The following is a 12,238-nucleotide window of genomic DNA, read 5'->3' on the forward strand; positions in this document are numbered from 1 at the left end:
TTCCCCGTCCGCGCCCCGCCGCGCGTCACCGGCCGCCGGGGCGGCGCGGCAGGATCTCCTGCGCCTTCGCCTTGAGGCCCTGGACGACGACGTGGCCGCGATGGCCGTCGCCGTGGGTCAGGGAGGCGAGGGTGGCCTCGATCTGGTCCCAGGTGGAGTGGGGCGGGATCGGCGGCACGGCGGGGTCGGTGCGGAAGTCGAGGACGGTCGGTCCGTCCGCCGCGAGGGCCTGGCGCCAGGCGTCCTCGACGTCGTCGGGGTCGGTGACGCGGATGCCGTTCATGCCGAGGGACCGGGCGAAGTCGGCGTAGGGCACGTCGGGCAGGGCCTGCGAGGGCTCGAAGGGCGGTGTGCCGCCCATGGCCCGCAGCTCCCAGCTGACCTGGTTGAGGTCCCGGTTGTTCCACACCGCGACCACCAGTCGCGGATCGGTCCACTCCAGCGCGTATTTGGCGACGGTCACCAGCTCCGCCATGCCGTTCATCTGCATCGCCCCGTCGCCGACCAGGGCGATCGCGGGCCGGTCGGGGTGGGCGAACTTGGCGCCGATCGCGTACGGGACGCCGCAGCCCATCGTGGCGAGGGTGCCGGAGAGCGAGCCCCGCATGGTGCCGCGCATGGTGAGGTGGCGTGCGTACCAGTTGGCGACGGAGCCCGAGTCCGAGGTGAGCATGGCGTCGTCGGGGAGCTGCGGATCGAGGGCGCGGGCCACGTACTCGGGGTTGACCGGGTCGGCGGAGAGACCGGCGCGGCGTTCCATCACCGTCTTCCAGCGGCGGACGTTGCCGGCCACGGTCTCCTGCCAGCTCCGGTCCTCCTTGCGGTTGAGCTTGGGCAGCAGCCGGCGCAGGGTGGCGGCGGCGTCGCCCACCAGGTTGACCTCGTACGGATAGCGCAGCCCCACCATGTGCGGGTCGATGTCGATCTGGACGGCGCGGGCCTGTCCGTACGCGGGCAGGAACTCGGAGTAGGGGAAGTTCGAGCCGATGGTCAGCAGGGTGTCGCAGTCCCGCATCAGCTCGTACGAGGGGCGGGTGCCGAGCAGTCCGATGGAGCCGGTGACGTACGGCAGTTCGTCGCTCAGCACGTCCATGCCGAGCAGCGCCTTGGCCACGCCGGCGCCGAGGACGTCGGCGATCCGCTCCACCTCGCGGGTGGCGCCGGCCGCGCCCTGTCCGACGAGCAGGGCGACCCGTTCGCCGCTCTCGAGGACCTCGGCGGCGCGGGCGAGCGATTCGTCGTCGGGCACCGGCGTCCAGCCGCTCACGTCGAGACTGGAGGGCACCATCTTGTGGGCGTGCTCCGGTGCGGTGTACGGCAGGTCCTGGACGTCCCCGGGGATGATGAGGGCGGTGGGGGCGCGGCGGGCGTACGCGGTGCGGATGGCCCGGTCGAGGACGTTGGGGAGCTGTTCGGGGACGTTGACGGTCTCCAGGTAGGCGCCGGCGACGTCCTTGAACAGGCTGTGCAGGTCGACTTCCTGCTGGTAGGAGCCGCCCATGGCACTGCGGTCGGTCTGGCCGACGATCGCCACCACGGGTACGTGGTCGAGCTTGGCGTCGTAGAGGCCGTTGAGGAGGTGGACCGCGCCGGGACCCGAGGTGGCGGTGCAGACGCCGACGCGGCCGGAGAACTTGGCGTAGCCGACGGCCTGGAAGGCGGCCATCTCCTCGTGCCGGGCCTGGATGAAGCGGGGGTCGTCGTCCGCCCGTGCCCAGGCGGAGAGCAGGCCGTTGATGCCGTCGCCGGGGTAGCCGAAGACATGGCTGACGCCCCAGGCGCGAAGCCGGTCGAGCAGGTGGTCACCGACGGTCACCTTGGTCATGACCGGTTGCCTCCGTTCTTTCCGTGGCCGTCGTTCGTCGCGTTCGTCCCGGTCGCTCCCGTCGCTCCGGATGTTCCGGTCGCTGTGTCGAGGAGCGGCAGGACCTCCTTGCGGTAGAAGTCGAAGAAGCCGCGCTGCTCGGGGCCGATCTGGCCGATGTGGACGCGGTCGAAGCCGGCGTCCACGTATGCGCGCAGGCGCCGGACGTGTTCCTCCGGGTCGGGGCCGCAGGCCACGCCCTGCCCGACCGTCTCCTCGGTCACCAGCTCGCAGGCCTGCTCGAAGTGGCTCGGGGTGGGGAGGATCTGGTTGAGCTCGCCGGGCAGGTGCTCGGTCGGCCAGACGCGGTGGGCCGTGCGGACCGCCTCCTCGCGCGACGGCGCCCAGCAGACCTTGGTCCCGGCGAAGACGGGCCGGTCCGGGCCGCGGGCCCGGAAGCGCGCGATCATGTCGGCGTCCGGCGCGGTGGTGACGAAGCCGTCGGCGATCCGCGAGGCGAGGTCGGCGGCGCGGGGGCCGAAGGCGGAGATGTCGATGGGGGGCGGGGTCTCCGGGAGGGTGTAGAGGCGGGCGTTCTCGACGGTGTAGTGCCGGCCCCGGTGGGTGACCTCGTCCCCCGTGAACAGCTTCCGGATGACGGCGACGGCCTCCTCCAGCATGTCCAGACGTTCGTCGGCGGGAGGCCAGGGGTCGCCGAGGACGTGCTCGTTGAGCGCCTCGCCGCTGCCGAGTCCGAGCCGGAAGCGCCCGTCCAGCATGACCTGGGAGGTGGCGGCGGCCTGTGCGATCACGGCCGGGTGGATACGGACGGTCGGGCAGGTCACGGCGGTCTCGACGGGCAGCCCGCAGCTCTGGGAGAGGGCGCCGATGACGGACCACACGAAGGGGCTGTGGCCCTGTTCGTCGTTCCACGGGTGGAAGTGGTCGGAGATCCACAGCGAGCGGAAACCGGCGTCCTCCGCCATCCGGGCCTGCTCGACGAGCTCGTCGGGCCCGAATTCCTCGCAGGACAGGAAGTAGCCGAACTCGGTCATGACACCTCCATGGGTGCGGGTCGTCGCTCCGTCCGGTGGGTTCCGTGTGCGGCTGCCCTGGCGACCGAGGGGGAAACGTGGGCCGGAAACGGCCTCCCGGATCCGGGGGTGCCGGATCCGGGAGGCCGTCGAGGCGTCCGGGAGGCCGCTGAGGCGAAAGAGCGAGGCCCCGGGTACGGGTCGGGTCAGCCCTCGGCCGACTCCGGGCCGTCCTGGAGGAGACCCGCCCTGAGCTCGTCGAGGATCCGGGTGAGCAGGCGGGAGATGTGCATCTGGGAGAGGCCGAGCCGCTCGCCTATCTCCGCCTGGGTGAGGTCCTCGCCGAAACGCAGCGACAGAATGCGCCGGTCCCGTTCGCCCAGACGGGCGATCAGCGGCTTGAGCGAGGCGAAGTCCTCGATCAGCTCGTACGCGGGCTCGGCGGTGGCGAGACGGCGTGAGCTGTCGCGCGGGGCGTCGTCCTCGGCCACGGTCACGTCCAGGGAGCGGGCCGTGTAGCCGCGTGCCGCGAGCTCGCCCTCGGCGACCCGGTCCTCGGGCAGGTCCAGGTGGGCGGCGACCTCGGCGCGGGTGGGGCGGTGGCCGAGCCGCTGCTCCAGGACGTCGGCGGCCTTGGCCATGTCGACGCGGAGTTCCTGGAGCCGTCGCGGCACCCGGACGGCCCAGCTGGTGTCACGGAAGAACCGTTTCATCTCACCGACGACCGTCGGCAGCGCGAACGCCGAGAACTCGATGCCCCGGGTGGGATCGAAGCGGTCGATGGCCTTGATCAGGCCGATCGTGCCGACCTGGACGATGTCCTCGCGCTGCTCGGGCCGGTTGCGGAAGCGGCGGGCGGCGAAGCGCACCAGGCTCAGATTGAGCTCTATCAGCGTGTTGCGGACGTAGGCGTGCTCCGGCGTGCCCTCCTCCAGTTCCCGCAGGCGGGTGAGGAGCGAGGCGGAGAGCGTCTGCGCCTCGTCCGTGGAGACCTGGGACGGCCGGTCTATCTCGGGCAGGCCCTGCAGCGCCGCGTGGCGTATCGCCGCGGCCTCCGAGGCGAGCCGGTCGGTGGTGGTTCTGACGGTGCGGGTGGACATGAGGCTCCTTCGACGGGGCGATGGGCCTGCGCCGCTCATGGGGCGTGCGGCACGGTCCGTCGTCGGGCATCTGAGAACAGGATTCCCGGTACTGGACGGTTTGACACGAATTGTCGCCATCAGGTCAGAAACCTATCGTCTGATCACGGTCTGCGCATGAAGCGCGGTTGAGGGGGCAGCGGCCGAGAAAGACCCCCGTGCCCACCGAAGGGCCCGTCGGAGAGGAGCGGAACGATGCCCCGTGGATCGAGCCCGAAGCGGGAACGCCAGTACGAACACATCAAGGACAGCGCCCTCGACCGGGGCGAGAGCAAGGAGCGCGCGAAGGAGATCGCCGCCCGCACGGTGAACAAGGAACGCGCCCGTTCGGGCGAGTCCAAGACCGCGAGCAAGAGCTCCACCGAGGACATGTCGTCCTCGCGCCGCGGTGGCAAGCGGTCGCACAGCGGCTCCGAGGGGCCGACGTACGACCAGCTCTACGCGGAGGCCCAGCGACGCAACCTGCACGGCCGGTCCTCCATGAACAAGGCGGAACTGAAGCGGCACCTGGACAAATGACACAGGAGGAGTTGTCGACCGTGACGCTCGACGGAATGAACGTCCTCGTCCTCACCACGAACTACGGCACGGAGCAGGACGAACTGAACAAGCCCGTGGCCGTGCTGCGCGAGGCGGGCGCCCGGGTCACGGTCGCCGCGCAGCGCAAGGAGCCCGTCCTCACCGTGGTCTCGGACCGGCGGCCCGGCACGGTCGTCGAGCCGGACACGACCTTCGGGGACGCCTCCGCCCAGGAGTACGACGCCGTGGTCGTGCCGGGCGGCACGCTCAACGCGGACCGGCTGCGGACCGACGACCAGGCCCAGCGTCTCGTCTCGGCCTTCGCCGAGGCCGGCAAGCCGGTGGCGGCGGTCTGTCACGGGCCCTGGCTGCTGGTGAACAGCGGCGTCGTCCGGGACAGAAAGCTCACCTCCTATCCCTCGCTGCGCTCGGACCTGGAGAACGCGGGGGCGAGCTGGCAGGACGAGGAGGTCGTCGTGGACACCTCGGGCGGCCACCCGCTGATCACCTCCCGCAGGCCGGGCGACCTGGAGGCCTTCTCCGCGGCCATCGTCCAGGCCCTGGAGGACCGCGCGAGCTGACGCGCCCCCCTACCCCCACCCACGACACGAGGACAGGCAGGAGTGAGGCAGAAGTCATGACCACCGCACGCGACATCATGACGGCGGACGCCACCTGCGTCCGCGCCGCCGAGACGGTCGTCGACGCGGCCCGCAAGATGGTCGAGCTCGACGTCGGCGCGCTGCCGATCTGCGGGCCCGACGAGCGGCTGAAGGGCATGCTCACCGACCGCGACATCGTCGTGAAGGTCGTCGCCCAGGGAAAGGACCCGTCGCAGTGCACGGCCGGTGAGCTCGCCCAGGGCGAGATCGTCACCGTCTCCGCCGACGACGACGCGAGCGAGGTGCTGCGGGTGATGAGCGAGCACAAGATCCGCCGCGTCCCCGTCATCGACGGGCACATCCTGGTCGGCATCATCGCCCAGGCGGACATCGCCCGAACCCTCTCGGACGACAAGGTCGGCGACCTCGTGGGCACCGTCTCCGAGGAGTCGTCCTGACGGCCTGACGACGACATGAGGACGTCGACCTGACGACGACGAGGTGACGAGAGGGGCGCGCGGCCGGACATCGGCCGCGCGCCCCTCGTGTCGCCTCGGATCACCGCTGGGGCGGCTCCTCCGGGGGTCGCTGCGGCGTGTCGCCCAGCTGCTGCTTGAGCCTGTCCTGCGCGGTGTCGACGTGGCGGCTGTACTTGCCCTGGGTCCGGCCGTCGACGTAGTCGCCTGCCTTGTCGATGCCTTGCCCGGCCTTGTCCTCGTGACCCTTGAGCATCTGCTTGAGCTTGTCCATCACGGACATCGCGGCCCTCCTCGGATGGCCCCCCTGTCCCGTCCAGGATCGCGGACCGGCCCGCGGATCGCATCCGCAGGCGGAGGAGGGCGTCCGACCTGCGGGCTACACCGTCGCGAGGACCTCCGACCGTGGGCTGACGCAGGGGCCGCGCGGGCCGCCGTAACGTCCTCGGCATGGTCAAGCTGACTCGGGCGGCCGCTGCCGCCCTTCTCGCCTGCGCGGTCGCCTTACCCGTGACCGCCCTCCCCGCGTCCGCGGCGACCCCGTCGTCCGCCGCGTCGCCGGTCTCCGTCACCTCCCCCGCCGCCTACCCCCTCCAACTCCCCGCACCCACAGGAAAGTTCGGAGTCGGAAGCGCCACCCTCCACCTCGTCGACCGGTCCCGGCCGGACCCGTGGGTGCCCACGGCGGACGGCCGCGAGCTGATGGTGACGCTGCACTATCCCTCGGCCCGCCGTGCGCAGGGCGGGTCCCCGCCGTACGCCACCGAGGAGGAGGCCCGGCTGCTGCTGGAGGGCGTGGGCGTGACGGACCCCGCGGCCGTACGATCCCTGGCCGGCATGGGCACGTACAGCGCGACGGACACGCGGCCCGCGCCGGGGCGGCACCCGCTGGTGGTGCTGTCGCCCGGCTTCGGGGTCCCCCGCTTCACGCTCACGAACATCGCGGTGGACCTCGCCTCGCGCGGCTATGTGGTCGCGTCCGTCGACCACGCCTACGAGAGCTCGGGCACCGCCGTCCCGGACGGCCGGGTCCTGACCTGCGTGGCCTGCACCGCGCTGGAGGAGGGCCGGGCGAAGGGCAGCGATGTGACGGCCGCGCGGGCGGCGGACGTCCGCTTCCTCCTGGACCGGCTCACCGGCCCCCGGCCCGCCTGGCCGTACGCGACGCGGGCGATCGACCGGTCCCGGATCGGTATGGCGGGGCACTCGATCGGCGGCGCGAGCGCCGCCGCGGCCATGGCCGCGGACCGGCGGATCGACGCCGGGGTGAACATGGACGGTTCCTTCTGGGACGCGGTGCCGGCCGACGGCCTGGGCGGGCGTCCGTTCCTGTTCCTCGGCACGGACGAGTTCCACCGCCCGGGCGGCGAGGACACGAGCTGGGACGAGACCTGGCGGTCGCTCGGGGGCTGGAAACGCTGGCTGACGGTGTCCGGATCGGACCACTTCAGCTTCTCCGACGGCCCGGTGATCCAGCATCACTTCGGCCTGCCCGCAGGCCCCATCCCGGTCGACCGGGCGCTGACCGTGACGCGCGCCTATCTCGCCGCGTTCTTCGACCAGCATCTGCGCGGGCGGCCGCAGCCGCTGCTCACGGGGCCGAGCGCGCAGCATCCTGAGGTGTCGTTCCACCGGCCGTAGCGCGTCCGGTGACGGCCGTCCTCGTCGGAGGCGGGATCGACGGCCGTCCTCGTCGGGCCCGGGACGCGCCTGAGGGCCTCAGGCGCGTCCCGCGGCCTTCTGGCTGCGCCGGGACAGGGAGTCGACGACCACGGCGGCCAGCAGCACCGAGCCGGTGATCATGAACTGCACGGCGTTGCTGACGCCCATGATGTTCATGCCCGACTGGATGGAGCCGATGACGAGGGCGCCGAGCAGGGCGGACCACACCGAGCCACGTCCGCCGAACAGGCTCGTGCCGCCGATGACGGCGGCGGCGATCACGTTCATCAGCAGGTTGCCACCGCCGGAGGTCTGGCTCGCGGACTGGATCTGTCCGGCGAGGAAGATCCCGCCGATCGCGGCCATGGTGCCGGCGATGGTGAAGACGCTCATCCGCACGAAGGGCACGCTGATGCCGGCCCGGCGGGCGCCCTCGATGTTGCCGCCGACCGCGAAGATCTGCCGCCCGTAGCGGGTGCGGCGCAGCACGAAGTCCAGCACCACCAGCAGGATCAGGAAGATCAGCAGCGCCAGCGGCAGGCCCTGGTAGCGGTTGAGGATGTACGCGGCGGCGAAGGCGATCGCCGCGATGACGACCGTACGCAGCACGATCTCGGCCACCGGCCGGAACGGCACTCGGGCGGCTCGCCGGCGCCGGGCGTCGAGGAGTGAGGCGAGCAGGAAGAGCCCGACGCCCACGGCGGCGGTGACATAGGCGGCGGCCGGGCTGGAGAAGATCGTCGAGTACAGCTCGGCGACGACGCTCTCGCTCGGGATGTTGACCGTGCCGCTGGTGCCGAGCACCTGGAGCATGAGGCCGTTCCAGGCGAGGTTGCCCGCGAGGGTGACGACGAAGGCGGGCACGCCGACCTTGGCGAAGAAGAAGCCGTGGACGAGGCCGACGGCCGCTCCCCCGGCGACGGCGACGAGCAGGGCCAGCCATTCGTTCATGCCGTTCAGGACGTTGAGGACGGCGAAGATCGCCGCGCACAGGCCGCTGACGGAGCCGACGGAGAGGTCGATCTCGCCGAGCAGCAGCACGAAGACGATGCCGACGGCGATCATTCCGGTGCCGACGATCTGCTGGCTGAGGTCGGAGAGGTTCTGCGCGGAGAGGAAGGCGCTGTCGAGGCTGCCGAAGACGGTCCAGATGATGACCACGGCGATGACGACGGGCAGGGACCCCAGTTCGCCGCTGCGCAGCTTGCGCCGGAACTCGCCGACGTAACCGCGGAAGCCCTCCTCGCGGACGATCAGCCGGCTGTCGACGGCGGGCACGGCCTCGGGCGCGGGCTGCTGCGGCCCGTTCCCGACGGTCCCGCCGATGCCGTCCCGGCCGCCGAGTCCGTCCCGGCCGCCGTGGCCGTCGGGGTCCTGGGGGCGTCTCATCACGGCTCCTCGCCCTCCCCCCGCTGTTCGCGCACGTCGCGCATCCGGGCCTGGCGGCGGGTGACGGCGCTCTCGGTGGCCCCGGTGATGGCGGAGATGATCTCTTCGGTGGTGGTGGACCGTTTGTCGAAGAAGCCGTTGTTACGGCCGAGGCGCAGCACCGCGATCCGGTCGGCGACGGCCATCACGTCCACCATGTTGTGGCTGATCAGAATGGTCCCGAGGCCGTGTTCGCGGAGCCGTTCGACGAGGTCGAGGACCTCGGCCGTCTGCTCGACGCCCAGCGCGGCGGTCGGCTCGTCCAGGATGACGACCTTGGGGTCGCCGATCAGGGAGCGGGCGATGGCCACCGTCTGGCGCTGGCCGCCGGACAGGGACGCGACGGGGATGCGGACGGAGGGGATCCTGATGGACAGGGTGTCCAGGAGTTCGCGGGAGCGCTGCTCCATGCGGACCTCGTCGAGGACCCCGAAGCGGCGCAGTTCCCGGCCGAGGAAGAGGTTGCCGACCACGTCCAGGTTGTCGCACAGCGCGAGGTCCTGGTAGACGGTCGCGATGCCGAGGTGCTGGGCGTCGTGGGGCCGGTTGATCGAGACCGGCCGGCCCTGCCACTCGATGACGCCGCCGTCGGGCGGGTTCACTCCGGCGATCGCCTTGACGGCGGTCGACTTCCCGGCGCCGTTGTCGCCGACGAGGGCGACCACCTCGCCGGGACGGACCTGGAGGTCGAAGTCCGACAGGGCCTGGACCGCGCCGAACCGTTTGGAGATCCCCCGCAGTGTCAGCACTGGTGCTTCCGGCACCGCGACCGCCTCCTCGGCGGGACGGCCGGCTACTGGAGTCCGGCCTTCTTGCAGGCGTCGGCGTAGGCGGGCGTGCAGATCTCCTGGACCGTGTACAGCCCGTCCTTGACGACCGTGTCCTTGATGTTGTCCTTGTTCACCACGACCGGGGTCAGCAGCGTGGCCGGGACCTTCTGGCCGCTGCCGCTGGTGACGGTGGTGGGGGTGAGGTCCTTGGAGAGCGGCTTGCCCTCGGCGAGTTCGACGGCCATCCGGGCGGCGATGTCGGCCTCGGGCTTGTACGGCTTCTCCACGGTGATGGTCTGGGTGCCCAGCAGGATCCGCTGGATGGCGTCGAGTTGGGCGTCCTGGCCGGTGAGCGGCACGTTCATGCCGGCGGCCTTGAGGGCGGTCGCGATGCCGGCGGCCAGTCCGTCGTTGGCCGAGTAGACGCCGACGATCCGGTCCTTGCCGAGTGCGCTGATGGCACCGGACATCTGCTGGTTGGCGTTGTTCGGGTCCCAGTTGGGAGTGTCGTACTCCTTGCCGATCTTCACCTTGCCGTCGAGGACGGAGTGCGCTCCGGCCTTGAACTCGGCGGCGTTCGGGTCGGTGGGCGAGCCGTTGTGCATCACGATCTCGCCGTCGTCGGCCTTGTCGCCGAGCGCGTCAAGGAGCGCCCTGCCCTGCAGCTCGCCGACCTTGCGGTTGTCGTACGAGACGTAGGCGTCGACCGGTCCCTGGGCGAGGCGGTCGTAGGCGACGACCTTCACGCCGGCCTTGTTGGCCTTCTCCACGGAGGACTGGATGGACTTGGCGTCCACGGCGTCCAGGATGAGGACCTTGTCGCCCTTGGCGAGGGCGGTGTTGACCTGCTGCTGCTGGGTCGTCGCGCTCTCGGCCGCGTTGTAGTAGTCGATCTGGGCACCGGGCGCCAGTTCCTTGATCTTGGCCTCGATGTACGGCCGGTCGAACTTCTCGTACCGGGTGGTCTTGCTCTCCGGCAGCAGCAGTCCGATCTTCACGTCCTGCCGGGCCGCCGCCTCGTCCGTCGCCTGTGCGGCGGTCGTGGCGAGCACGCCCAGGGACAGGGCCGCGGTTCCCGCGAGGGCGATCGCCGCTCGCACTGTACGGGTCATGGCGGGCTCCTTCCGCGCGCCCGGGTCCCTCCACCGCGGGGCTGTGGGGCTGCGAGAACCACCAAGCCGCGGGAGCGTCGGCGCACCTATGGCCTATGTATCGACACTAGCCCCGGCCCGGGTGCGGCGCAGGCCGGGAGGCGGGGAGGCCGGGTGCACGGCGGGGAAGGCCGTCCGGGAGCGGCGCCGTGCCCCCGTGGCACGGCGCCGCTCCCCGAGCCGGCGGGAAGGGTGGGCGGCGGTCAGCCGGCGGTGCGGGCCATCCAGGCCTCGACCTCGTCGGCGGAGCGCGGCAGGGCCGCCGAGAGGTTCTCGTGGCCGTCCTCGGTGACGAGCAGGTCGTCCTCGATGCGGACGCCGATGCCGCGCCACTCCTCGGGCACCGTGAGGTCGTCCGGCTGGAAGTACAGGCCGGGCTCGACGGTGAGCACCATGCCCGGTTCCAGGACGCCGTCGACGTAGTCCTCGTTGCGGGCCTCGGCGCAGTCGTGGACGTCGAGGCCGAGCATGTGTCCGGTGCCGGCCATGGTGAAGCGGCGCTGGAGGCCCAGTGCGTAGGCCCGCTCGGCGGGGCCCTCGATGAAGCCCCACTCCACGAGCCGGTTGGCCAGGTGGCGTTGGGCCGCCTCGTGGAAGTCGCGGTAGGCGGCGCCGGGCTTGACGGCGGCCATGCCGGCCTCCTGGGCCTCGTACACCGCGTCGTAGACCTGGCGCTGCACGGGCGTGAAGGTGCCGCTGACCGGGAGGGTGCGGGTGACGTCGGCGGTGTAGAGGGTGTGGGTCTCCACCCCGGCGTCGAGGAGCAGCAGCTCGCCCGGGCGGACGGGGCCGTCGTTGTCGGTCCAGTGCATGATCGTGGCGTGCTCGCCGGCGGCGCAGATCGAGCCGTAGCCGACGGAGTTGCCCTCCAGCCGGGCGCGGCGGAAGAAGGTGCCCTCGATCCAGCGCTCGGAGGTGGCGACGGCGCGGGAGAGCTCGGCGACCGCGTCGGTGAAGCCGCGGACGGTGGAGTCGACGGCCTTGCGCATCTCGCCGATCTCCCAGGCGTCCTTGACGAGCCTGAGGTCGCCGAGCGCCTCCTCCAGCTCGGCGTCGCGCTCCTCGTCGGTGGTGACGGCGGACTGAAGGGCCGGGTCGATTCCGCGGACGATCCGGGTGGGCGTCGTGGCGGCGGCCAGGTCCCGGACGGCGGTGCGGACGTCGCGGCAGGGCAGGCCGAGGACGCGCTCGGACTCGGCGAGGGAGCGGCGGCGCCCGGTCCACAGCTCGGCGTGGTAGCCGATCCAGAACTCGTCGGTGTCCCGGCTGTCCCGCGGCAGCTGGTAGCAGTAGGCGTCGTGGCCGCCGTCGGCGCGCGGTTCGAGGACGAGGGCGCCGTCCCGGGCCTGGTCGCCGGTCATGTGCACATAGCCCGAGTACGGCCGGAACGGGTAGGTGTCGTCGTTGGAGCGGACCTTGAGGTTCCCCGAGGGGATCACCAGGCGCTCGCCCGGGAAGCGCGCGGAGAGCGCGGCGCGGCGGCGGGCCGCGTGCGGGGCCTGCTCGTCGGGCGTGAGGTCATGGCGCTCGGTGTCCGCCCAGCCCGTGCGCATGAGCGCGGACAGTTCCTGGGAGATCTCTGTGTACAGACCGTTCTTTCGGCGCTTGGCCACGTGTGCCCCTTCGTCCGGTGGGAGTGCGCTGCGTTCGGCT

The 12,238-nt window shown here is 71.6% G+C and carries 12 protein-coding genes; 4 read left to right on the forward strand and 8 right to left on the reverse strand.

Annotation, left to right across the window (positions count from 1 at the left end):
- Nucleotides 1–25 precede the first annotated feature (25 nt).
- From ACFY7C_RS02715 to ACFY7C_RS02725, 3 genes are all read right to left on the reverse strand, one after another.
- Complete coding sequence (locus tag ACFY7C_RS02715) at nucleotides 26–1,825, reverse strand: thiamine pyrophosphate-requiring protein (protein WP_389642631.1); 1,800 nt, start codon at nucleotides 1,823–1,825, stop codon at nucleotides 26–28.
- A complete protein-coding gene (locus ACFY7C_RS02720) occupies nucleotides 1,822–2,859 on the reverse strand; it encodes an LLM class F420-dependent oxidoreductase (protein ID WP_389642634.1) in 1,038 nt (345 codons plus the stop codon). The genes ACFY7C_RS02715 and ACFY7C_RS02720 overlap by 4 nt, the downstream gene beginning before the upstream one ends.
- Before the next feature lie 185 nt (nucleotides 2,860–3,044).
- The gene (locus ACFY7C_RS02725) at nucleotides 3,045–3,938 is read right to left on the reverse strand and encodes a SigB/SigF/SigG family RNA polymerase sigma factor (RefSeq protein WP_389642636.1); all 894 of its coding nucleotides are present in this window, start codon (nucleotides 3,936–3,938) and stop codon (nucleotides 3,045–3,047) included.
- A gap of 234 nt (nucleotides 3,939–4,172) precedes the next feature.
- Here ACFY7C_RS02725 and ACFY7C_RS02730 point away from each other — a divergent pair, with 234 nt between their 5' ends.
- Genes ACFY7C_RS02730 through ACFY7C_RS02740 form a run of 3 tightly spaced genes read left to right on the forward strand, consistent with a single transcriptional unit; the run spans nucleotide 4,173 to nucleotide 5,556 of the window.
- Nucleotides 4,173–4,496 (forward strand): plasmid stabilization protein, encoded by a 324-nt coding sequence (locus ACFY7C_RS02730; protein ID WP_389642638.1) that lies wholly within the window; start codon nucleotides 4,173–4,175, stop codon nucleotides 4,494–4,496.
- Nucleotides 4,493–5,077 (forward strand): type 1 glutamine amidotransferase domain-containing protein, encoded by a 585-nt coding sequence (locus ACFY7C_RS02735; protein ID WP_389642641.1) that lies wholly within the window; start codon nucleotides 4,493–4,495, stop codon nucleotides 5,075–5,077. Before ACFY7C_RS02730 ends, ACFY7C_RS02735 begins: the two co-directional genes overlap by 4 nt.
- Nucleotides 5,078–5,133: 56 nt before the next feature.
- Nucleotides 5,134–5,556: a CBS domain-containing protein gene (locus ACFY7C_RS02740; RefSeq protein ID WP_389642644.1), complete on the forward strand. Its 423-nt coding sequence runs from the start codon at nucleotides 5,134–5,136 to the stop codon at nucleotides 5,554–5,556.
- 100 nt (nucleotides 5,557–5,656) lie between these two features.
- Here the strand turns inward: ACFY7C_RS02740 and ACFY7C_RS02745 are convergent, their stop codons facing one another.
- Nucleotides 5,657–5,857, reverse strand: a complete 201-nt coding sequence (locus ACFY7C_RS02745) for an antitoxin (RefSeq protein ID WP_389642647.1) — start codon at nucleotides 5,855–5,857, stop codon at nucleotides 5,657–5,659.
- A gap of 167 nt (nucleotides 5,858–6,024) precedes the next feature.
- Here ACFY7C_RS02745 and ACFY7C_RS02750 point away from each other — a divergent pair, with 167 nt between their 5' ends.
- Complete coding sequence (locus ACFY7C_RS02750) at nucleotides 6,025–7,215, forward strand: alpha/beta hydrolase family protein (protein ID WP_389642650.1); 1,191 nt, start codon at nucleotides 6,025–6,027, stop codon at nucleotides 7,213–7,215.
- Nucleotides 7,216–7,293: 78 nt separating this feature from the next.
- Here the strand turns inward: ACFY7C_RS02750 and ACFY7C_RS02755 are convergent, their stop codons facing one another.
- The 4 genes from ACFY7C_RS02755 to ACFY7C_RS02770 all read right to left on the reverse strand — a co-directional run bounded on the left by ACFY7C_RS02755 (nucleotide 7,294) and on the right by ACFY7C_RS02770 (nucleotide 12,198).
- Nucleotides 7,294–8,625, reverse strand: coding sequence for a sugar ABC transporter permease (locus tag ACFY7C_RS02755; protein WP_389642652.1), 1,332 nt, complete (start codon nucleotides 8,623–8,625; stop codon nucleotides 7,294–7,296).
- Nucleotides 8,625–9,428, reverse strand: coding sequence for an ATP-binding cassette domain-containing protein (locus tag ACFY7C_RS02760; RefSeq protein WP_389642655.1), 804 nt, complete (start codon nucleotides 9,426–9,428; stop codon nucleotides 8,625–8,627). Before ACFY7C_RS02760 ends, ACFY7C_RS02755 begins: the two co-directional genes overlap by 1 nt.
- Before the next feature lie 29 nt (nucleotides 9,429–9,457).
- The gene (locus ACFY7C_RS02765) at nucleotides 9,458–10,546 is read right to left on the reverse strand and encodes a substrate-binding domain-containing protein (protein WP_389642658.1); all 1,089 of its coding nucleotides are present in this window, start codon (nucleotides 10,544–10,546) and stop codon (nucleotides 9,458–9,460) included.
- 242 nt (nucleotides 10,547–10,788) lie between these two features.
- Nucleotides 10,789–12,198, reverse strand: a complete 1,410-nt coding sequence (locus ACFY7C_RS02770; protein WP_389642661.1) for an aminopeptidase P family protein — start codon at nucleotides 12,196–12,198, stop codon at nucleotides 10,789–10,791.
- Nucleotides 12,199–12,238: the final 40 nt, after the last annotated feature.

Source organism: Streptomyces sp. NPDC012769 (assembly GCF_042901205.1).
Classification (GTDB): domain Bacteria; phylum Actinomycetota; class Actinomycetes; order Streptomycetales; family Streptomycetaceae; genus Streptomyces.